Source organism: Asticcacaulis sp. P4_H10 (assembly GCF_056400965.1).
Genome location: NZ_JBFUKH010000007.1, coordinates 148406 through 170386, shown reverse-complemented (window position 1 = coordinate 170386; position 21981 = coordinate 148406). Strand labels below are relative to the sequence as shown.

Below are 21981 nucleotides of genomic sequence, written 5' to 3'. Positions count from 1 at the left end.
GATTCGCGTATGGACGTTTTCGATGCTGGCCGGCTGGATGTTATCACCCTCGGGCGATCCAGTGTGGACTTGTATGGTCAACAGATCGGCAGCCGGCTTGAGGACATGTCTTCCTTCGCCAAGTATGTCGGGGGCAGTCCAACCAATACAGCCATCGGTGCAGCACGTCTGGGCCTGAAAGCAGGTCTGATTACACGCGTCGGCGCCGACCATATGGGCCGTTTCATCCTGGAAGCTCTCAACCGCGAAGGCGTCGATACGCGCGGAGTGGTCACAGATCCACACCGGCTGACAGCACTGGTCCTGCTGGGTATCGTCGATAAGGACACTTTTCCGCTTATCTTCTATCGCGAAAACTGCGCCGACATGGCCATCGACATGGCCGATATTGACCCGGCATGGACGGCTTCGGCGCGCGCCCTGGTCATCGACGGTACGCATCTGTCCCAGCCAGGGGTCTATGCCGCCAGCCTGGAAGCCGTGCGCCAGGTCCGGGCCGCCGGCGGCAAGATCGCCTTCGACATCGACTACCGTCCCGTCCTGTGGGGGCTGACTTCGCGCGACATGGGCGAACAGCGCTACGTCGCCAACCAGGCCGTGACCAGCCGCCTTGCCGCCGTAACGGCGCTGTGCGACTTGATCATCGGCACCGAGGAAGAGGTCCGCATCCTGGGCGGCAGCGACGACGTCATCACTGCGCTGAAGGCGATCCGCGCCACCAGCGACGCTGTTCTGGTCTGCAAGCTGGGCGCCGATGGCTGCGCGATCTTCAGCGGCCCGATACCCGATCGTGTCGCCGACGGGCTGGTCGTGCCGGGCTTCCCGATCGAGATCATGAACGTGCTGGGTGCAGGGGATGCGTTCAGTGCCGGCTTTCTGCGCGGCTGGCTGGGCGGCGAAGACCTCCTCACCTGTGGCCGCTGGGCCAATGCCTGCGGCGCCCTGGTCGTCACCCGTCATTCCTGCGCGCCGGCCATGCCGACCTTTGAGGAACTGCAGGCCTTTCTCGCGATCGAACATCCGATGTCGCCCACCGATCAGGCCCATCTGGACCACCTGCACTGGTCCTATACCCGCCACCGCGATTATGATGCCCTGATGATCCTGGCCATGGATCACCGCTTCCAGTTCGAAGAGATGGCGGCGGATCTCGGCGCCGACAACACGCGTATCTCGGACTTCAAGCGCCTGGCCCTGCGGGCTGTGGATAGCCTGGCCCAGGGCAGTGCGGGTTTCGGTGTCCTGCTCGACGGCCGTTATGGCGCCGATGCTCTCAGCGAAGCCGGCCACACCACCTACTGGATCGGCCGTCCGGTCGAGGTGCCGAAGTCACGGCCGCTGCAATTCGAAACCGGCGCCGATGTCGGTCTTGACCTGAGCACTTGGCCGGCCAACCAGGTCGTCAAATGCCTTGTGCTCTACCATCCTGACGATGCCGAAGACCTGAAGGCCGAACAGGAACGTCAGTTGGTCATCTTGTTTGATGCCTGCCGCAGGTCAGGCCACGAATTGCTGCTAGAACTGATCCTGCCGCCCGACATGCCCTCGGACAAGATGACACGTGCGCGAGCCATCCAGCGGCTGTACGATCTGGGCATCAAACCCGATTGGTGGAAGCTGGAACCTGTGACCGATCCTTGCATCTGGGAGAATATCGACGTTGCCATCTCGGCCAATGATCCGCTGTGCCGGGGCGTGGTGGTGCTGGGCTTGTCTGCGCCCGAGGACGAGCTTCTGCGCGCCTTTGAAGTCGCGGCGCGCTTCGATTGCGTGAAGGGTTTCGCCATCGGCCGCACCATCTTCCATGACGTCGCCGCCCAGTGGCTGAAGGGCGAGATGGACGATACAGCGGCAGTCGACGCCATGAGCGCCAAACTGTCGCGGCTGGTCACTGCTTGGCGTGAAATGCGCAGCCTGGCGCAACCGGCCGTGTCCGGCGCATTGAAGGAAAGCGCGGCGTGACCGTTCGGCTGACCATGGCGCAGGCCCTGGTGCGTTATCTGACGTGCCAGTCGATCGAAACCGAAACCGGTCCGGTGCCGTACTTCGCCGGCGTCTGGGCCATTTTCGGCCACGGCAATGTCGCGGGTCTCGGTGAGGCGCTTTACAGTGCGCGCGACACGCTGCCGACCTATCGCGCCCATAACGAACAGGGCATGGCGCACGCGGCCATTGCCTACGCCAAGCAGATGGCGCGACAGCGCGCCTTTGTTTGCACGACGTCGATCGGCCCTGGCGCCACCAACATGGTCACCGCAGCGGCCGTCGCCCACGTCAATCGCCTGCCTGTGCTGTTTCTGCCAGGCGACGTCTATGCCAGCCGCCGGCCCGATCCGGTGCTCCAGCAAATTGAGGATTTCGGTGACGGGCTGGTGACGGCCAATGATTGTTTCCGGCCGGTGTCGCGCTATTTCGACCGGATCACCCGCCCGGAGCAGATCCTGAAGGCCCTGCCGCGCGCCATGAGCGTCCTGACCGATCCGGCCGACTGCGGTCCTGTGACCCTCGCCCTGTGTCAGGACGTCCAGGCCGAAGCATATGATTTCCCAGAGAACTTCTTCGAACCGAAGGTCTGGCGCATCCGCCGGCCCCATGCCGATCCGGTCGAGGTCACGGACCTGATCGACGCTTTGTCGAAAGCCGAGCGGCCATTGATCATCGCGGGCGGCGGCGTTCGTTACAGCCGGGCCGAGACGCAACTCACCGCCTTTGCTGAACGCCACAATATCCCGTTCTGCGAAACCCAGGCAGGGAAGGGCGCCGTGCCCTATGATCACCCGCTCAATCTCGGCGCCGTCGGGGTGACCGGCAGCGATGCCGCCAATATCGCCGCAGCCCAGGCTGACCTGATCCTGGCAGTCGGCACGCGGCTTCAGGACTTCACGACCGGTTCAGCGGCTCTGTTTCCCAAGGCCCGTATCGCCGCCATCAATACCGCCGTCTTCGACGCCGCCAAGTACAACGCCCTGACGATTGTCGGCGACGCCCGCGCGGTGCTGGAAACCCTCGACACTGGAAAGGCTGCTCCGCAGGCCTGGACCGATACCTTGAGAACCGCCCGAGCCGAGTGGGACGCGATGGTCGATGGGCTGCTCGCGGCCGCCAGCCCACCGACGGAAACGCGGATTCTCGGCGCTCTGATGCGCACCGTCGATAAGAATGCCGTTGTCGTCGCGGCCGCCGGCGGCCTGCCCGGCGATATGCACAAGGTGTGGCGGACGCGGGCGTCGGGCGGCTATCATATGGAATACGGCTATTCGTGCATGGGCTACGAGATCGCCGGCGGGCTGGGTGTCGCCCTGGCCGAACCTGATCGCGAAGTCTACGTCCTGGTGGGCGACGGCAGCTATCTGATGATGAATTCCGAACTGGCTGCGGCGGTCATGATGGGCGTCCGGATGACGGTCGTTCTGGTCGACAACGGCGGCTTCGGCTGCATTCACCGCCTGCAAAAGGCGACTGGCGGCGAACCGTTCAACAACCGTCTGCAGGACTCGTGGCACACCACCTTGCCCGCGATCGATTTCGCCGCCCATGCCCGTGCACTGGGCGCCCATGCGGTCAGGGTGGCCGACATCACTGCCTTTGAAGCCGCAGTGGGTGAGGCCCGCACAGCGGGCGGCGTCAATGTCATCGTCATCGAGACCGAAGCCACGAATGGCACGCCGGAAGGCGGGACGTGGTGGGACGTCGCCGTCCCGGAAGTGTCACCGTCACCGTCGGTCATGGCCGCCCGCGCCGCCTATGATCATAAGCTCAAGACTATCAGGAAAAATCCATGACCATCACCTTCGGCGTCAGCCCCATCGCCTGGATCAATGACGACATGCCGGAACTGGGCGGTGACACGCCGCTCGAAAGCGTGCTCCGGGATATTGCAGAGGTCGGTTTCGCCGGCTCCGAACTGGGCGGCGCCTTCCCCAAGGATCCAGCAGCGCTGAAGGCGGTCCTTGGCCGCTTCGACCTGGCTTTGGTCGGCGGCTGGTACAGCTGCGAGCTGCTGACGCGCGACGCCGATGCCGAGATCGCCGCGCTTCAGGGCCATCTGTCTTTGTTGCTGGCCATGGGCAGCAAGGTCTTCGTCATCGCCGAGACGAGCAACGCCATCCATGGCCAGAAAGGCACGCCGCTGAAGACCCGCCCGAAGCTCGATGAAGCCGGCTGGGCGTCGTTCGGCGCCAGCCTCAGTTCGGTGGCCGACTATGTCAATGCGCGCGGCCTGAAGCTGGCCTATCACTATCATCTGGGCACGGTCGTCCAGGACGCCGAGGACCTGGAAAACTTCTTCCGCCACACCCAGACCAATGTCGGCGTCACGCTCGACACCGGCCACGCCGTCCTGGGCGGCATCGATCCGCATGGCGTCATCCTCAATCATCCGGAACGCGTCGTCCACGTCCATTGCAAGGACGTCCGGCAGTCGGTCTTCGATACCACGGCCGGTAAGGACGACAGCTTCCTGAACGGCGTGCTGGCGGGCATGTTCACCGTGCCGGGCGACGGCTCGATCGATTTCGACCGCGTCATGCGTGACCTGAAGGCTGTCGGCTACAGCGGCTGGATCATCATCGAAGCGGAGCAGGACCCGGCCAAGGCGGATCCGCGCACCTATGCCGAGATGGGGCTCAAGACCCTGAAGGACGCGGCCCGCAAGGCCGGCCTGGTTGAGGCAGTCGCGGCATGAGCCGTCTGAGAGTCCGGCCTGGAACGCCCGATGCGGCGGGACGGACGCTTGACATCACGCCGCAAAGCGCCGGCTGGACCTACGTCGGCTTTGCCATAGTCCGGCTGTCGGCGGGCCAGACCTACAGCAGCCGGGAAGAGACGCGCGAGACCTGTCTGGTTTGTGTTGCCGGAAGCGCCGATATTCGCGTGGGCGGCCTTCAGTTTTCCGCCGTCGGCAGCCGCGCATCGCCGTTCGAAGACACCGCGCCTGGCGCCGTCTTCGTGCCGCCCGGGGATGACTACACGGTCTCGGCCCTGTCGGATCTGGAGCTGGCGGTCTGCACGGCGCCGGGCGCTGCGGGTTACGAGGCGCGGCTTATTCCACCGTCCGAGATGCGCCGGGAGGTGCGCGGCAAGGGGACGAATACGCGCTACGTTCGCAACATCCTGCCGCAGGACAGCGCTGCCCACAGCCTGCTGGTCGTCGAGGTGGTTACGCCGTCCGGGCATTGGTCGAGCTATCCGCCGCATAAACACGATACGGCGGAAGAGGGCTGTGAAACGGCGCTGGAAGAGACCTATTATCACCGGCTCGACCCGCCGCAGGGCTTTGCTTTCCAGCGTGTCTACACCGACGATCGCTCACTGGACGAAGCTGTCGTGGTCGAAGATGGCGACGTCGTCATGGTGCCGCGCGGCTATCATCCGGCCGGCGCGCCGCACGGCTATAATCTCTACTATCTCAACGTCATGGCCGGGCCGGAACGGCGCTGGATATTCCGCAACGATCCCGCGCACGAATGGATCGTGACGGCCTAGATCGGAATGGGTTTAGGCGGAAAGACCATTCCGGCCTAAGCTTTTGATTTGTCGAGATATTTTGGCGAAACTCGCTGACACTTTTCGCCATATCGCTCAAAAAAAAGCCCGGCATACGTGATGCCGGGCCTGCAAGTTCAGTGCGCGCTAGGGAGCATGGCGTTGGCGCGCACTGAGGGTGGGGGTGCCTACCAGTTGAACATCGAGCCATCTTCCAGACGGTTCACCGGCAGATAGCTGCGCTGGTAGGGATAAAGGGCGGCCTTGGCCTCATCGATATCGACGCCCAGACCCGGTGCTTCGCCCGGATGCAGGTAGCCGTCGGCAAAGCTGTAGCTGTGCGGGAAGACCTCGTCCGTCTCCGGCGTGTGGCGCATATATTCCTGCAGGCCGAAATTCGGGATCGACATGTCGAAATGCAGGGCCGCGGCCATGGTGACCGGCGACAGGTCCGTGGCGCCGTGGCAGCCGGTGCGGACCTGGTAGATGTCGGCGAGGGCGGCGATGCGGCGCATATGGCTGATGCCGCCGGCGTGCAGGACGGTAGCGCGGATATAGTCGATCAGCTGGTTCTGGATCAGGTCCTTGCAGCTCCAGATATTGGCGAAGATCTCGCCAACGGCCAGGGGCGTGGTCGTATGCTGGCGGATCAGGCGGAAGGCCTCCTGGTTTTCCGCCGGCGTGGAATCTTCCAGCCAGAACAGGCGGTAGGGTTCGAGATCCTTGCCCAGCCGACCGGCTTCGATGGGCGTCAGACGATGGTGAACGTCGTGCAGCAGGTGGACATCCCAGCCCAGGGCTTCGCGCGCGGCGTCGAACAGCTTGGGGACGTGGTTCAGGTACTTGATGGTCGACCACAGGTTTTCTGTCGGCAGATTGTTGTCGGCCGGCTCATAGAACATCTTGTCCCGCGACACGCCGTAGGTCGAGTTGAGACCCGGCACACCGGTTTGCAGCCGGATCGCCTTGTAGCCCAGGGCCTTGTACTTGATAGCCTCGGCAATGGTCTCGTCAATGGTTTCGCCGTTGGCGTGGCCATAGACCGTGACGCCATCGCGGCAGGCGCCGCCCAGAAGCTGATAGACTGGCTGGCCGGTTATCTTGCCCTTGATGTCCCACAGCGCCATATCGACGGCGGCGATGGCGGTCATGCCCACGGGTCCGCCGCGCCAGTAGGCGCCGCGATAGAGGAACTGCCAGATGTCCTCGATCTGATGCGCGTCGCGTCCGATCAGGCAGGGAATGACGTGGTCGGTCAGGTAGCTGGCCACGGCCAGCTCGCGGCCATTCAAGGTGGCGTCGCCGATGCCGTGCAGGCCATCGGCGGTTTCGATCTTGAGAGTGACGAAGTTGCGCCCGGGGCAGGTTACAATGACACGGGCAGCGGTAATTTTGGACATGGTCAGGCTGTAAAAAAGTCGGTGGAACCGTAAAGAGATTGGCCGACCAATTCACAGAGGCCAAGCCACTTTGTCTGTAACCGCACCATAGGCCTGACCAAAAGAAACGTCAATTTCCATTTTATATAAAATGATAATTTCATTCCATATTGCGCGTAGCTCAAACAAAAAAGCAGCCTGGCCGAGGGGGCCAGGCTGCTTCAGGGAAAGTTTTGTACGCGGGTAGGTAGGTGCACTTTTCAAATATGTGAGGTTGAAAAGCGCGTCAGAAAACGGCCGGAACCAATACGCGTCCCGGCCATTTTGCTGTTCATTTAGAACGTCGCCTTGACGCTGGCCGTGAAGGTCTGGCCGTCATAGTCGATCTGGCGGACCATGCGCTCGTCGCCCTGATATTCCTTACGGAAGGAGTTCGTCAGGTTGTAAGCGTCGATCGCGATCGTCACCCGATCGTTGATGTTATACGACGCCGAGAGGTCCAGCTGGCCACGGGCGGCGGCGTTGCGGGCCAGGCCGTAGGACGTGCCTGAACCGTCGAGGTTGTATTCAGAGCGCCAGTTGTAGACGCCGCGGATGCCGAACTTGGTCGTTTCGTAGAACAGGATCGCATTGTAGGCGTGCTTGGAAATGCCGGGGAACGGAGCTGCCAGACCGCCGGTCTGCTTGGCTTGCGTGAACGCGTAGTTGAACGATCCGCCGAAGTTCTTCCAGAAGCCCGGCAGGAAGTCGAAGTTCTGCTGAACGTTGAACTCTATACCGCTGACATAGGTCGGCAGGTCGATGTTCTGCTGGCCCGAAGCGAAGATCCGGTAAGAGTTGGGAACGCCGTTGACTACATCGTTTGCCGTAGGTGCGCTACAATAGGTACCGTTCCAGGTCAAAGCGCCGTAACCCCAGTCGCTTCCATCAGCCGGGCAAAGGATGGCCGGATCGGCAATGGCGGCCACGCGGTTGGACAGCTTCTTCTTGAAGTAGGCGAACGAAACCAGGCCGTTCGGACGGTTGTACCATTCCAGAGACATATCAAAGTTGTCGGCTGTGTAGGGCTTTAGCTGACCGTTCGCCAGGTTGATGTTCACGTTGGTGATGGTTTGCGTGAGTGTCGATTCCGTGCTGTTCGAGAAGCCGTAGCTACGGATCGGGCTGCTGGATTGCGGATCGGGGCGGACGTAGGTTTTATAGTAGGCGGTGCGGAATATCAGATCGTCGAACACGTCGACAACCGCAATCGCGGACGGCAGGATGTGGCTATATTTGTTGGTGAATGTATGCCAGGTGTAGTCAGAGCGCGCGCCGACGCCGCCATTGCTGGTCGTCTTTGCGGTGCGGTCCAGCGTCGTAACTTCGTAATCCGTGGATTCCGAACGAACGCCGAAATTACCCCGGACCCGACGGCCCAGAACCTCGGTGTCGAACTTGGCCTGGATATAGGCCTCAGCCAGCTGGTTGGTGACCTTATAGTTGTTGTTCGCGAAGCCGCCGTCCGCATAGAAGATATTGAAGCCCAGGTCTGAAAGCCCACCGCTGTTGTATTCGGTGACAGGGCGAATGGCATTCAGGAAGGGGATCGGATCAATCGTGAACCAATCCTTGTTGATAGGGGCCTTGCCTTCCATGAAATCATCAACCGAAGGCGAGCGGATCAGCATCGAAGACGTGATGTTCTGCGTCTGAATGCCATACGCCATGTTACGGACGCCATGCTTCTCGTACTCGTTGCTCTCCGACCGGACGCCGCCCTGGATGCTGGTGATCGGGCCAAAGTCGACCTGGCGTTCGACGTCGAACTGTACCGAATTTACAGCTTTTTCAGCGTATTGGTGCGTGCCGCCGACGTGCAGGAGATACTTGCCATCCGAAGTGAAGAGGTTGTCCGGCGAGTTCGGCGCCCAGTTCCAGTAGCCTGGCTGGAAGCCGGCGGTTGTCGTCGAAGCCCGGAACGGCATTGTGGGCATGATGTTTTGAGGGCCCGGAGTAACCGACTGGAAATAGCCGTCCAGTTCGCCCAGACCGGTGTCCATGATTTCCACCAGGCCGTTGCTGGCCGTGCCGCCCAGGGTCACGGTGCGGAGATCCATTTCGGTTTCTTCGGAGTAGTTCGAAGACTTGGTCGCAGCAATCACACCTGAGAAGCGCCACTGCTCATTCTTCCACTCGCCGTTCAGGAACACGCCGTCAGCGGACTGCTTTTGCGAGAACAGACGCGTCGAGGTTTTGGCGTCGAAGTTGGTGTTCCGGGTACGCTGGACGACGGAATAGCCGTTGCTCATGACGACCGGCGTGGTAAGCGGCTCGACCGTTGCTGTACCGAACGGGTCGTTCAGCAGAAAGTACTGTACGGTATCCGGCAGGTCACGATCGCTATGATAGGCGGTAACGCCGAACTTCAGATTGTCATTCACCTTCCATTCGGCGCCGGCCGAGGCCGACTGCAGTGTACCGACGTTCATACGGGTGTACTGACGCATAAGCCCCAGCGCCCAGATACCGTTCTGTGACTGGCTTCCGACGTTCGATGGTGCAGTATAGCCGGTTGAGCCGAGCGCCTGGGCCAGGGTAAAGGTCGTAGAGCTGGCGGTCGTGCCGTAATAGGCGCCGTAGGCGTCGGCGAATTGTTGCGCCGTCAGCTTGCTCTGCGCCAGGGTCAGGCGATTGTAACCATTATAGCGCAGCGTGTCGCGACGGAAGTTTTCCTTGCGATAGGCATAGGTTCCGAACACCGCGAAATCGCTGTTGATGTGCTTGTTGTAGCCAATTGTATAGGCCGGCGCACCAAGCTTGCCGTTGGTGTTGTACTCGTAGGCGACCTTGGCAAAGCCACCGTCCCGGCGGCCCAGGGCCGGGGAGATCTGCATGTCGATATTGCCCGACAGGCCACCCGACTGGGAATTCGCCATCGGCGACTTCTGGATCGAGAACGCCGTAAAGATATCCGAGTTGAAGGCGCCCAGCGGGGTGCCGTCCGCACCGCCAGTGGTCGTCACATACGGAGGCTCGGCAAAGGCCTGACCGTTCAGGGTCGTGCGAGCGTAGTAGCCCGGCATGCCGCGCAGACCGATCGTGGCGTTACGGCCTTCGGCTTCACGGTTGATCTGGATACCCGGAATGCGCTGCAGCGCTTCGCCGACGTTCAGGTCGGGGAAACGCCCCAGGCCATCCGACGAGATGCCATCGCTGATTTCGATATTGTTGCGCTTGGCCTTGACGGCGTCGGCGTAGCTCTTCTTGAAGCCGGTAACGACGACCACGTCGTCCGCCGGGGGAGGCGATGCCGGCGCCTGGGCGTAGGCCGCGCCGGCAGCCGCCGTCAGAATAGTGGCGCCGAGGAGCGCGTACTTGAAGCTGACACTTCCCTGATATCTGCCTTTTTTCATTGTGGTTCTCCTGTGATCCAATTCCCTGCCGCCGCTTGGGAGTTATGTCGCGGCATATCCGGAAGTGCGTCGTGATCAGGCCAAGATTTCAGGTTTGAAAAATTGGCCGACCAATTCCGCCCCACGGACAGCGAGCCGGCGTGTCGAAGGAGGGGGTATGTGGCCAACCCTCACTTCGTCGCGGCATTCAGCCACATCGTTCTTTCGCCGCTAGTCTGCGGAAGTTCATGCTGGCCCCTGAGTCGTTTTGTGTTTTTGTCCCGTTTTCGCCACGGCGCAAAGGCTTGAAAAAGCAGCCTTGACGCGCTTTGGCGACACTCCGGAGACTAGGAGTGATGTCAGGGAATGTCAATTCCATGAAATATCAAATATGATATTTTCATTTCAAATTGATCTGGCCATTTCATTTCAGATTCGGAAACATACCGCACATATTGGCCTAACCACTTGATTTGCAATATTTTCCAAAATTCCGGAATTTGGCGCATCGACGGCGCCGTCCGACAGGTTTTCCGTTCCTGTAACTGAAACACCACAGTTATGACGCCTTCACGCCTTGATTCGAACCTCCAGGAGACCGGGGATCAGACCTTCGCTCCAGGCTTTCAGCCGGCACACGCCGCTGCGGCCACGCTGCGACTGGAGCACGCCTTGCGCCAGGCCATTGAACAGGTGGCGACTGTCCGCGCGGTCGGCTTCCAGGCTCGTTGGGTTGCCATTGCCAACGCCGATGATCGCCGCCGGTCCTTCGCAATCGAAGTGTACGAGATTGTCAGCGCGCGGCACGGGCGTGCCGTCCTTATCGACGGCTTCGGCGCGCACAAGGACGATATCTTGTCCATCATTCTTCACCACGGTCCGGTCGGCGGTCAGCACAATTCGGGCAGCGGGCCCCGCCGTCTTGCGTTCAGCCTTCAGGACGACCTTGCCACCCTTTTCGCCAAAGGCGGTGAGGGTGCCGGGCGCATAGGGCACCTGCCATTGGAGGTGGCTGTCGCGCGCCATGGTCTTGCGACCAAGGCTCTTGCCGTTCAGGAACAGTTCGACGGCATCGAGGTTGGAATAGGCCCATACTGCGACCTCCTTGCCTTCCTGTCCTTCCCAGTTCCAGTGCGGCAGCAGATGCAGGACCGGCGCGTCCTGCCACCACGACCGATAGTAATGATAGATGTCCTTCGGAAAGCCGCAGGTGTCGAATATGCCAAAGTGCGACGATATCTCCGGCCAGCGGTTGAAAGGGGTCGGCTCACCGCGATAATCAAAACCGGTCCAGACCAACCCGCCCGACAGGTAGGGCTTGGCATTGTAAAGCGTCCACCACGCCTCGGCCGTCAGCGCATAGGACGGAGCGTCGAGATCATAGGCGCGGACGTAGCCCTTGACCTCGTCGCGGACATATTCGCCGCGTGTCGATACGGCGCTGGCGGTTTCGGTGCCGATAATCGGCATGTCGGGATACAGCTTGCGGAAGGGCTCGATGTCCTTTTCGTGATAGTTGAAGCCCATGACGTCGAGCGCCGGCGTGATGCCGTATCCTTGATAGTGGTTCATCGCCGCCGTAATCGGCCGGTCGGGGTCCAGCGCCCGGACCGCGCGGCGCATGTCTTTCGCGATCTTGAGCCCTCGCGCGGTACCCTGCTGGGCGGTCTCCTCATTACCGATCGACCAGAGGATAACGCACGGGTGGTTGCGGTCGCGCCGGATCAGGGTTTCGAGCTGCGCGATACCTTCCGGCGCCGAGGTCATCAGCCGTGTTTCATCGACCACCAGCATGCCCAGCCGGTCGCAGGCTTCAAGCAGTTCCGGCGCCGGCGGGTTGTGTGCACACCGCCAGGTATTGGCGCCGAGATCCTTCATCCGGGCAACGCGCCAGTCGTGCAGCGCATCAGGCAGGGCGGTCCCGACCCCGGCATGATCCTGGTGGTTGTTGGCGCCGCGGATCTTCAGCCACTTGCCATTGAGGAAGAAGCCATCCTTCGCGTCGAAGCGAACATCCCTCAGGCCAAAGCGCGTAATATGTACGTCAATGACGCGATCGCCGTCGCGGACCTCGCTGCGCACCGTATAAAGATGCGGATCGTCCAGCGACCAGAGGCGCGGGGCCGGAAGGGTCAGTTCCTGGGGGACAGTCACATCCGCGAAGGCGCCGGCCTGTAATGCCGACCGGACGCTGGCCACCGGCTTGCCCGCACCATCGTGAACCGTGGCAACAAGCTCGAGGCTGTGCGCATCCTCACTGTCATTCGCGATCCGGGTTTCCAGTTGCACCCGGCCGGAGGTCTGGCCCCGCGCCCACACGCCCCACTGCGGGATGTAGAGCCGGTCGCTCTTGACCAGCCAGACGTGGCGATAGATGCCGGCGCCTTCGTAGAACCAGCCTTCGCCGAGCGTCGCGTCCACCCGGATGAGCAGGACATTGGGACCGTCGGTGTCGATGAAATTGCTGATGTCGACGCTCGTCGGCGTGTAGCCGCTTTCGTGGCGCTTCAGGACATAGCCGTTGAGGATGATGGTCGCATCACGGAAAATCCCATCGAACTCCAGGACCAGCCGCCGCGCTTCATCGGCCTTGTCCAACCGGAAGACCTTGCGGTACCAGCCGACGCTGTTTTCCGGGAAGTTGCGCCCAAGCGCCTTGTAGCCATGACCGGCAGCGTCGTCGCCGTCTTCCGGATTCTTCGGCGGGATGAAGTACTCGTTCTTCACGAAAGGCAGGTCGATGGCCCAGTCGTGCGGCAGATTGACCGCGCGCCAAGTGCTGTCGTCGAACCCGGCCGCCGCCGGCGCCGAGACGCCCTGGCCCTGCTTGGCGAAGGTTTTCTGGTCGCGGCCGAAGCCATAGTCACGGTTGACTTCGGTGGCGTGGCCAAGCGAAAAGCGCCAGTCGAAATCGAACAGAATGCGTTGTCGCGGCGCCAGGTCCTCATAGGCTGCGGGCCGGCGTTCGGATTGAGCCTCCGCAGCCATGGCAAGCACGGGGGCGGTGGCCGCACCGCCAGCAGCAGCGCGCAGCAGGGTGCGCCGATCGGTTTCGAACATAGGCGTCTCTCCGGTCTGAAGTCGTTATTCTGGTCGTTATTTCGGCGCCGGCGTCATGCTGGCCAGCAGGCGGGCAGCGTCACTCGCCGGGTCTTTCGGTACGCGCAGGATCACCGGGTCGGACGAAGCGACCCAGGCGGTTTCCCACGCGACGGTGCGTTCGGTGACGGCGGCCGGATCGAAACCGCCGGAACGCAGGGCGTCGAACATCATGGTCCAGCGCGGTAGATAGAAGCCGGCGAACAATCCCTGCCAGGCCTTCGAGGCATAGTCATGCAGATTGCCCTTTCCGCCCCAAAGGGTGACCTGGGCGCGGGCATTGCGCTCATAATAGGCCTTCTCCGCCTGAGTATCGCCATAGGCACGGGCCTGGGCAATCCAGCCGGCCAGATGGCAGGGCTGCGCCCCCATCAGGTCATCAGTGGCCAGCGCAAGCCGCCGAACCTCTGCCGCCGCCTTGTCGCCAGCGGTGAGGTCGCCGCCGCGATAACCGATGAGCGCTGCGCGGATATGGTCGTCGAGGTAAAGGCCGGCCAGGTGGCGCGTCGCCTCGATCAGATCGTATCTGAGAAGAGACGAGTCATGCTGAGCCGCCAGTTTCGCCAGCGCATTGGCGCCACTCTGCAAGGCAGCACGGTCGCCCGGCGCGCCTTCGAACTCTGCCATCGCCACGTCGGGGCGCTTGCACAACAGGTAGGCGCCGGCCGTCGACCGCCACCAGCGTGGCGTCCAGTAACGCGTGACGTAGGCGCCACGCACGACATCCAGCCACGCCGCAACGATCTCCGGTGAACTGACACCATAGCGCGCGCGGGTATAGGTGGCCAGCCAGTCGGGCAGGGGCCTGTCCCCGCCTTGCCACGCGAGGTCATAGAGATAGGCGTAGACGATCGAGTTGCTGTCCAGCCCCTCGGGGAAGACGCCGAAGCCGCTTAAACGGCCGCGCGCCGGATCGGCCTTTATTGCCGCCACGTCGCGCCGGTAGAAGCCGAGGTCGCCATAGACAGGGTTGGACGCGCCGTAATTATGGACGTAGCCGTAGATCCATGCCTTGCCGTGGAAGGCCTGAGCGGTTTGCCGGACCTTTGGGTAACGGTCATTGCCGATATCCAGCACCATCAGTCCGTCGTCGGGAACGCCACTCAGGAAAGCCGCGATGGCGTCGCCGGTCCAGAAGGCCTGATCGGCGCCAAATAGCCACCCCTGCATGACCCATACGGCGTCCGGCCGGGCAGTGCGGATCGAATCGTGCAGGCGTTTGCCGTACGCCGCCAGCCGTTCCGCCTTCACGGCGGGATCGACCTCGGCCACGCTGTGCTTGTTGGCCGTTGCGTCTCCGTAGCCGCCCTCGGCCGGCCCATCGCCGATGGGCGGCAGCATCTCGTTAAAGGCATCGGCCAGGTAATAGCGGCCCTTGCCATAGGTCGCATCGTAGAGATCGAGGAAACGCGCCGCCAGCCTAGGGAACAGAGGATCGGCGGGATCGAGCCAGTAGGTTTCGTGAAAACCTTCCCACGCCCGCATGCGATAGATGCGCGCCTCGGGGTGGCGCTCCGCGAAGGCCTTTGGGACATAACCGGCAAAGGCGGGCAGGATCGGCTCCATGCCCAGTTCGCGCATGGCGCCGAGGATACGCTTCTGCAATTCCCGTTTACGGACGATCCAGTTGAGGGGCAGGGGGGCTTCGTAGCCTTCGATATTACCCATGCGCTGCCAGGGCGTGAAGGCCGGGCCGGAGAAGTAGGCGTCGAGATCGCCATCGCTCAACCCTTGTTCGCGCCACAGCTCGCGCCACACCCACTCCTGGCCTTCCATGGCCAGCGGCATATCGATCCCGTGCAACGCCATCCAGTCGATTTCACGCCGCCAGCGCTTCCAGTCCCAGAAGGGCGTGGTGTAGCCGAAGGTGCAGGTGTTCATATAGACGCGATGGGCGAACGCCGAAGTGACCGTACCGCTGCTGCCATCCGGCAGGCGGCGCGGCACAGCCACGCGGTCGCCTTCCCAGCTGGTGTGCGCCAGGCCGAAATCACCGAGATAGGCGTAGGCGCCACGCAGCGCGCTCACCGGCGACGATCCTGAGACAGTGACACGGCCGCCGCGCGCCGCATAAGCGTAGGCGGGGGAGGGCGCGGCTTTGACATCCAGCCGAAACCGGTCGGCCGCTGGACCAATCAGCCTTTTCAACACGGCGTGCGCCGCACCGGATGGCGCTGCAGCTGCGGCCGAGACCGAAGGCAGGGCGCCAAGCCCGATAAGCGCATGGCGACGTGTCAGATTCAGTTTCGTCGTCGAGGTCTTCATAGGGGCCACTCAGATCCTGATCATGATGCGGTTGCGGTCGAGGAGATAGCCAAAGCCCCAGCACACCAGCATGTAGGCAATGGCGCACAGCAGCGCGCCGATAGCGCCGGGCGTCACGGCCTGGAACAGGCTTCCGGCGACGTCATACAAGCCCCGGCCAGACGGCAGGCGGATGAGCTGCAGGACCGTCACCAGCAACTCGGAAAACAGATAGATGGCCAGCGGATTACGGCCGAAGACCTCACTGAAGCGCACGCCGAATTTTTGCCGCCCAAGTTCGACATAGGCAATCAGCCCCGCCAGCAACGCCAAATCGAGGCCGATATTGACCAGGGCAAAGGAACTTGTCCACAAGCGCTTGGACAGCGGGAAGGCCATCGCCCACAGGCCTGCGACCACCAGGATGAGGCCGCCTGCGACCGCCATATGCCGCACGACCTTACCGGTGTCGGACTGTGCTCGGATGTAACGGCCCGCCAGATAGCCGGCCAGGACATTGACGATGGCCGGCAGCGTGCTGAACACGCCTTCCGGGTCATAGCCCTTACCCTTGGCGTACATATGATCGATGCCCAGCACGGCGCGGTCGATCTGCGCGCCAATATTGCCAAGCGGGGTGAGCTGTTCCCCCGGCGGGCCAAAGACCATCAGGGCGCCCCAGTAGCCGAGGAGCAGAAATACGCACAATGCAATAAGACTGTGGATGCCCAGATAGCGCACGGCAATGGCGGCGGCGAGGAAACACAGGGCTATGCGCTGGAGCACGCCCATGATGCGCGTGTGCTCGATCGGGTTGAGCGCCCAGCTTCCATCAGCCGTCATATGGACGAACGGGAACCAGTACATCAGGTAGCCGAGCAGAAAGAGGATCGCGGCGCGTTTTACGACCTTTGCGATATAGCTGCCACTGGTCCCGGCGCGCGGATCGCCGAAGCTCATGGCATTACCGACAGCAAACAGGAAGGCCGGAAAGACCAGGTCGGCCAGGGTCAGGCCGAACCATTTGGCGTGCGACAACTGGGCAAAGGGCTCCGCTCCCGGGCCGGAGGTATTGACTACGATCATGAAGGCGACCGTCAGCCCCCGGAAGACATCGAGTGATTTGAAGCGAGGTTTGTCCATGCGAATGCGCCGGTCTTGCTTTGCTGCCGCGACTCGCGGGCATATGGGCTGAAAAAGGGATTTTGAAATCAGTATTCCATATAATTCAGAATTGGAATATAATTTTCACCAACCCGCAGCAATCTATTCCCGTTTCGTCTAAATGGCAGGATGCCTATTGCCGGAGGCCTTCGAGCACCTGGCGATGCATCGGCATGGCGGCTACCGTCCGCGCGATATCCCTTTGCAGTGGCGCCAGCCTGTCTTCCACGGTCTCGGGTGCGTAGATGTCCGCAAGGGAATCGTAGCTGGCCGGCAGGATGTTTTGCCCGATCATGACGGCAAACCAGCTTGCCGGCTGAAACAGCTCACCGGGCGCAAGCACGATCCGCGAACTGGAGCGGAAATGGTTGATCTTGTATGACAGGCTGTCCGGCACATCCATGTACTTGCAGTATGCCCAGAACGCCGAATCTTCACGATCAGTAGCCTTGTAGTGCAGGATGATGAAGTCGCGGATGGCCTCGTACTGATTGGTCATGGCGCGGTTATACTGCTCGGCCAGGAGTGGGTCGAAGGTCCGGTCAGGCCAGAAATCGAGCAGTTTGACCAGGCCGGAATGGATCAGGTGGATGCTGGTTGATTCCAGCGGCTCGAGAAAGCCGGAAGACAGGCCGATCGCCACAACGTTCCTGTTCCAGCTCAGCTTACGCCGCCCGGTCTGGAAACGCAGGAATTTCGGCTCGGCAAGGGGCTTTTGATCGAGCGTCTCAAGCAGCAGGTCGCCGGCCTCATCGTCACCCATAAAGCCCGATGAAAAGACATGGCCATTGCCGATACGATGTTGAAGCGGAATGCGCCACTGCCAGCCGGCTGTATGGGCGGTCGAGCGCGTATAAGGCGTTATCGCAGGCGCGCTTTCACTGGGCACAAAGGCGGCGCGGTCGCACGGCAGCCAGTGGCTCCAGTCTTCGTAACCGCTGTTCAGCGTCTTTTCGATCAGCAGGCCCGACAGGCCGGAACAGTCGATAAAGAACGCGCCTTCGACCGTCTGGCCGTTCTCCAGATGCAGGCTTGTGACATGACCGGTATCCGCGTCCTGCTCGACATGGCCGATCTTGCCTTCGATCCGGCGCACGCCGCGAGCTTCGGCGTAACGACGCACGAAGCCGGCATAAAGCCCGGCGTCGAAATGGTAGGCGTAGGCCAGTTCCGACAGTAATGACCCATCACGTGGCGGGATACTGAACCGGTCAGCGCGGGCCGCCATGGCGTTCAGCGAATAGGCTTCGAAGCTTTCGACGTGGCCTTCAAGGCGGCGGCGCGTCAGATAGTGCTCGAAGCCGGTGCGGCCGATGGGCGTGCCGATATTGCCGAAGGGATGGATATAGCTTGTCCCCACCTTGCCCCAGTTGACGAATTCGATCCCCAGCTTGAACGTTGCCTGGGTGGCGGCGAGGAAGTCGCGCTCGTGCACCTCCAGCAGGCGGTTGAAGCGCCGAATGGCGGGTATGGTCGCCTCGCCGACACCGATCGTGCCGATGGCGTCGGACTCGACCAGGGTGAGGTCGATCAGCTTGCCCTTGAATGTCTGCGACAGCAGCGCAGCCGCCATCCAGCCGGCAGTGCCCCCGCCAACGATCACCACCTTTTGCAGGTTCGGTCCCTCATGCCCCGGCAGCATGGGTTACCGGCCCAACTGGGCTTCGAAGTCGATCGGATCGATGATCAGAGGGGGGAAGCGGCCCTTCATCAGCACATTGTCGATGGCTTCGCGGGCATAGGGCAGCAGGACCTCGGGGCACAGGGCGCCGACGATCCGGTCACGGGCCGGCCCGGAGGTCTCGGCGATCTGGAAGATACCGGCCTGGATGGCTTCGATCATGAAGGCCGTGCGCCCGGCGCTGGTGGCGATAATCGACATCGTCAGAACAACCTCGGTCAGGTTGCCCGGAAGGCTTTCGTTCTGGGTCTTCATGTCGACCTTGATCTGGGGCTGCCATTCCTGAGTGAAGATGGCGGCGCCCAGCGGCGCCTGGAAGGACAGGTCCTTCAGATAGATGTGGCGGATGTGAAAGGGTCTGGACACGAGGTTACCTCAGGCGGTGATGGGGCCGTCAAGATCGAAAACCGTCTCTCCGGGCTGGACATAGTCGAGTATCAGGTGGACGCGGCCTTCCGATCCGTTATTGCGGACGGAATGGGTGCGGCGATTGTTGATCTCCCACAACTGGCCTTCCGGCATGTGGAATTTGAGCTGTCCGACGCAGAACTGGCTGTCGGGGTTGGAGATAATCGGCAGGTGGATGCGGTGGCAGCGCTTGAGCGACTCGCCTTCATCGATGTGCGGCTTGATCTCCCCGCCGGCCGGCAGCCGCGTCAGTATTGTGCGAATGAAATAGCCAGGACCGAACCGTTCGGCGACGAGCCGCTGGCGCAGGGTCTGGAGGTAGAACTGCCGGATATGGGCCATGATCGGGGCCAGTAAGGGCTCGAGCACAGCGTACATGGCGTGATGCGTCGGGTCGGTGTGGCGGAAGTCGGAATCGGCGATTAGCTTGATGGTCTGGGTGCTGGCATGGACGCCGAACGCCTTCTGGCGGCTGCCATCAGCATTCCAGGCGTCGTCGTCGAGCGCGGCGACCGCTGTCCTGAGCACGGTAATATCGAACTGGCCCAACTTCTGAGCGTCATGCGCAAAGTTCATCCCGGTAACCGCACCCCAAGCCTTTCTCCGAAAAACTACTCATATGTACATACCAATGTCCATATAAATCATGACCTTTGATGCGCGGTAGGTCAGGCGTTTTCGCCAAAACAATAACCGTATCTCTCTATGATACCGCGATCCATTTCGGCGACAAGACGTTGAGTCTCTTCGGAATAATAGGATGGATAGGCGTCGTGGTGGCTGGTGTTCAGGTTCGGTGTCGCGGTCATGAACCTGTGCATGCGGATGGTCTCTGAGGCACCGAGCCCCAGCGGCGCCTCCGCCAGTGACTGGCGGAGGGTTTCCATTTTTAGGATCAAGGGAGAGGCGCCGGCATAGAGGCGGTCGTGCAGGAAGCTGTAAAAGCCACGCCCACTGCCAGCCAGGCCCAATATGCATCGCTTGGTCAGGTTCAGCCCGTAATTGACGAAGGTCTCCGGGAAGGCGTCAGCCAGCTGGCGGATACGGTCGGGATGGCTTTCCAGCGTCACCAGATTGCGGATGGTCGTGGTGAAATCCGCACTGCCGCCGTCGCTGCAAATGAGAAAAAGCGGGTTCGGCCGTGTCTGTCCCTGCTGGAAGTGATACCACGAGACGTAATAGTCCCAGGGATTGCGCACCGTGCCGACAACCGGCAGCGCCCTGTATTCGTCCGGTATCTCGGCATAGGGCAGATGGTAGCCGATCCTTCGGGCGGAGGGCACGCAGGTTATCAGCATCTGGTTGACATAGGTGCCGCCGGACTTGTGCAGATGCAGGAAGGCAAAGGCGTCGCAGACGATCATTGCAGAAAGCCGAGTGCGCTCAGACGGGCATGCAGCGGCGCCAGTTTGGTCTCATAACGTTTCCAGGCGCCGACGCCCTGGCCGTTGATCGGATTGCGCACCTGGACGGCGCTGGCGGTTGAAACGCCACCCTTGGCCTCGTGCGGCTTCAGGCAGCCCTCTTCGAACGGCAGGCCGCAGGCGTTGATCAGGCGGCGGATCTCGCTGTCGGGGTCCTTGATCAGGCCTTCGAGGGAGATCTGCACCAGACTGTCGCCCAGCACATCCTTCCAGTGGCTCATCAGGTCGCGGAAGTGGCGGTAGTGCTCGGCCAGGTCGTCCTGATTGTAGGACCAGCCATAGGCGCCGGTGAACAGGACCTTGTAGCAGCCGAACAGGGCGTCCATCGGATTGCGGTCGAGTGCCACGATGATGGCATCAGGGAAGGCGCGTTTGATCAGGCCGACATATTCGTGGTTGGACGGCAGCTTATCGATGACATAGGGGCTGCCATCGTGGAGGAAGGCCGTCTCGCGTGAGTATGCTTCGGCGATCTCAAGTGGATCGAGCGCCATGGCGGCTTTGATCACACCGGGCGCCAGTCGGCGGGCGCCGGCAACATCCGCCAGGCGGTGGGTGACGATGCCGAACGTCTTCAGTTCGCCCAGGGCCTGAACCTGGCTGTGGGCGGTCAGAATGCGTTCGACCAGGGTCGTGCCCGAGCGCGGCAGGCCGACGATAAAGATGCGCTTTGGGCCGCTGCGTGGGCGGGTGTCGGGGGGTGTCTCGCCGGCCGGGAGATATTGGCGCCACGCAGCCACGGTCTCGGCTTCCTCTTGGGAGGACCAGGCTTCGATCTTGCGGCCGAGGTCCGCGCCGACGGTCAGGCAATCCCAGGCGGGCTCGGCCTGTCCGATATCGTCATACTCTTTGTAGAGTGTATAGGCGACCCGGCAGGCCTCCAGACTTGAGTTGCAGGGCAGGCCTTCCAGAATGGCGATGTGGTTGTCGTCGGCCGTCCAGCGCCGCAGATTGGCCAGGTTGTAATAGGCGGCGATAGGCGGCGTGGGCGACAGCGCAATCGCCCGGTTGAAAGCGTCTTCGGCCTGTTTGACATCGCCCAGAGTCCGCAAGGCGCTGCCGAGATTGTACCAGGATTCCGCATGGCTCGGCTCGATGCGAGTGGCCTTCAATGCGCACGCCAGGGCATCGTCGTGCAGGCCGCCGTGCGTAAAGGTATAGCTGACACGTACCAAGCTTGGAACGTCGTGCAGGCCAATCGTGACGGCCTCACGCGCGCAGGCAATGGCCTCGGCCATTCGCCCCTCGCTGATCAGCGGCTTGCCACGCAGGGCCAGCATTTGCGCGCGCATGGTCGAGTTTCGCGGCGCGCAGTCCGCCGCCTTTTGAAAAGACGACGCGGCTTCCGCCATTTGGTCGAGCCCGCAGGCTGCCGTGCCTTGCAACCACCAGCCTTCGGCCAACTGCGGATGTGTCGTGGTGACCCGTTTTGCGGCGTTGAGGGCCGCCAGCAAATCGGAACGCCGCATCGCATCATGGGCGGTCCGGATCGCAGTCGTCAGGGCCATTCAGCACTCCACTTGTAAACGGCAGTCTTAGTCATGAATGCGTTGCCGAGGGCGTCATTCGCCACAGTTTCGGAATAATGTTATGACATCTTTTGGCCGTGTCAACATGCCGTCCCCGGACCTTTTGCGCGGTTTTTCGCGTCCTCACAGTGACAAGGAAGCAACAGCGTTCGGCTTCTCTGCATTAAGACCAAAAGAAAGCCGCATCAGGTACAG

The 21981-nt window shown here is 61.8% G+C and carries 14 protein-coding genes; 4 read left to right on the top strand and 10 right to left on the bottom strand.

Annotation, left to right across the window (positions count from 1 at the left end):
- Positions 1–9 precede the first annotated feature (9 nt).
- Genes AC1DON_RS14105 through iolB form a run of 4 tightly spaced genes read left to right on the top strand, consistent with a single transcriptional unit; the run spans position 10 to position 5484 of the window.
- Entirely contained in the window at positions 10–1962 is a 1953-nt protein-coding gene (locus tag AC1DON_RS14105; RefSeq protein ID WP_476935446.1) for a bifunctional 5-dehydro-2-deoxygluconokinase/5-dehydro-2-deoxyphosphogluconate aldolase, read from the top strand.
- Between the two features lie 14 nt (positions 1963–1976).
- A complete protein-coding gene (gene iolD, locus AC1DON_RS14100) occupies positions 1977–3782 on the top strand; it encodes a 3D-(3,5/4)-trihydroxycyclohexane-1,2-dione acylhydrolase (decyclizing) (RefSeq protein ID WP_476935564.1) in 1806 nt (601 codons plus the stop codon).
- Entirely contained in the window at positions 3779–4684 is a 906-nt protein-coding gene (gene iolE, locus AC1DON_RS14095; protein WP_476935445.1) for a myo-inosose-2 dehydratase, read from the top strand. The genes iolD and iolE overlap by 4 nt, the downstream gene beginning before the upstream one ends.
- On the top strand, positions 4681–5484 hold the full coding sequence (iolB, locus tag AC1DON_RS14090) for a 5-deoxy-glucuronate isomerase (protein ID WP_476935444.1): 804 nt from the start codon (positions 4681–4683) through the stop codon (positions 5482–5484). The genes iolE and iolB overlap by 4 nt, the downstream gene beginning before the upstream one ends.
- 188 nt (positions 5485–5672) lie before the next feature.
- Here the strand turns inward: iolB and manD are convergent, their stop codons facing one another.
- From manD to AC1DON_RS14040, 10 genes are all read right to left on the bottom strand, one after another.
- Positions 5673–6884 (bottom strand): D-mannonate dehydratase ManD, encoded by a 1212-nt coding sequence (gene manD, locus AC1DON_RS14085; protein WP_476935443.1) that lies wholly within the window; start codon positions 6882–6884, stop codon positions 5673–5675.
- A gap of 314 nt (positions 6885–7198) precedes the next feature.
- Positions 7199–10258, bottom strand: a complete 3060-nt coding sequence (locus AC1DON_RS14080; protein ID WP_476935442.1) for a TonB-dependent receptor — start codon at positions 10256–10258, stop codon at positions 7199–7201.
- 549 nt (positions 10259–10807) lie between these two features.
- On the bottom strand, positions 10808–13297 hold the full coding sequence (gene galA / locus AC1DON_RS14075) for a beta-galactosidase GalA (RefSeq protein ID WP_476935441.1): 2490 nt from the start codon (positions 13295–13297) through the stop codon (positions 10808–10810).
- Between the two features lie 36 nt (positions 13298–13333).
- Positions 13334–15601, bottom strand: coding sequence for an alpha-N-acetylglucosaminidase (locus AC1DON_RS14070; protein ID WP_476935563.1), 2268 nt, complete (start codon positions 15599–15601; stop codon positions 13334–13336).
- Between the two features lie 9 nt (positions 15602–15610).
- Positions 15611–16723, bottom strand: coding sequence for an acyltransferase family protein (locus tag AC1DON_RS14065; RefSeq protein WP_476935440.1), 1113 nt, complete (start codon positions 16721–16723; stop codon positions 15611–15613).
- A 154-nt stretch (positions 16724–16877) separates the two neighbouring features.
- Positions 16878–18386, bottom strand: coding sequence for a tryptophan halogenase family protein (locus AC1DON_RS14060; RefSeq protein WP_476935439.1), 1509 nt, complete (start codon positions 18384–18386; stop codon positions 16878–16880).
- A 3-nt stretch (positions 18387–18389) separates the two neighbouring features.
- Complete coding sequence (secB, locus tag AC1DON_RS14055) at positions 18390–18791, bottom strand: protein-export chaperone SecB (RefSeq protein ID WP_476935438.1); 402 nt, start codon at positions 18789–18791, stop codon at positions 18390–18392.
- A 9-nt stretch (positions 18792–18800) separates the two neighbouring features.
- The gene (locus AC1DON_RS14050; RefSeq protein ID WP_476935437.1) at positions 18801–19409 is read right to left on the bottom strand and encodes an aspartyl/asparaginyl beta-hydroxylase domain-containing protein; all 609 of its coding nucleotides are present in this window, start codon (positions 19407–19409) and stop codon (positions 18801–18803) included.
- 92 nt (positions 19410–19501) lie between these two features.
- Positions 19502–20197 (bottom strand): hypothetical protein, encoded by a 696-nt coding sequence (locus AC1DON_RS14045; protein ID WP_476935436.1) that lies wholly within the window; start codon positions 20195–20197, stop codon positions 19502–19504.
- Positions 20194–21765 (bottom strand): tetratricopeptide repeat-containing sulfotransferase family protein, encoded by a 1572-nt coding sequence (locus AC1DON_RS14040; RefSeq protein WP_476935435.1) that lies wholly within the window; start codon positions 21763–21765, stop codon positions 20194–20196. The genes AC1DON_RS14045 and AC1DON_RS14040 overlap by 4 nt, the downstream gene beginning before the upstream one ends.
- Between the last annotated feature and the right edge of the window lie 216 nt (positions 21766–21981).

What these genes read in the sequence shown, in the direction of transcription:
- AC1DON_RS14060 (WP_476935439.1), bottom strand. Translation starts at nt 18,386, where the DNA reads ATGCTGCCGGGGCATGAGGGACCGAACCTGCAAAAGGTGGTGATCGTT.
- AC1DON_RS14045 (WP_476935436.1), bottom strand. Translation starts at nt 20,197, where the DNA reads ATGATCGTCTGCGACGCCTTTGCCTTCCTGCATCTGCACAAGTCCGGC.
- AC1DON_RS14040 (WP_476935435.1), bottom strand. Translation starts at nt 21,765, where the DNA reads ATGGCCCTGACGACTGCGATCCGGACCGCCCATGATGCGATGCGGCGT.
- AC1DON_RS14105 (WP_476935446.1), top strand. Translation starts at nt 10, where the DNA reads ATGGACGTTTTCGATGCTGGCCGGCTGGATGTTATCACCCTCGGGCGA.
- AC1DON_RS14050 (WP_476935437.1), bottom strand. Translation starts at nt 19,409, where the DNA reads ATGAACTTTGCGCATGACGCTCAGAAGTTGGGCCAGTTCGATATTACC.
- iolD (WP_476935564.1), top strand. Translation starts at nt 1,977, where the DNA reads ATGGCGCAGGCCCTGGTGCGTTATCTGACGTGCCAGTCGATCGAAACC.
- iolB (WP_476935444.1), top strand. Translation starts at nt 4,681, where the DNA reads ATGAGCCGTCTGAGAGTCCGGCCTGGAACGCCCGATGCGGCGGGACGG.
- AC1DON_RS14080 (WP_476935442.1), bottom strand. Translation starts at nt 10,258, where the DNA reads ATGAAAAAAGGCAGATATCAGGGAAGTGTCAGCTTCAAGTACGCGCTC.
- iolE (WP_476935445.1), top strand. Translation starts at nt 3,779, where the DNA reads ATGACCATCACCTTCGGCGTCAGCCCCATCGCCTGGATCAATGACGAC.
- manD (WP_476935443.1), bottom strand. Translation starts at nt 6,884, where the DNA reads ATGTCCAAAATTACCGCTGCCCGTGTCATTGTAACCTGCCCCGGGCGC.
- AC1DON_RS14065 (WP_476935440.1), bottom strand. Translation starts at nt 16,723, where the DNA reads ATGGACAAACCTCGCTTCAAATCACTCGATGTCTTCCGGGGGCTGACG.
- AC1DON_RS14070 (WP_476935563.1), bottom strand. Translation starts at nt 15,601, where the DNA reads ATGAAGACCTCGACGACGAAACTGAATCTGACACGTCGCCATGCGCTT.
- galA (WP_476935441.1), bottom strand. Translation starts at nt 13,297, where the DNA reads ATGTTCGAAACCGATCGGCGCACCCTGCTGCGCGCTGCTGCTGGCGGT.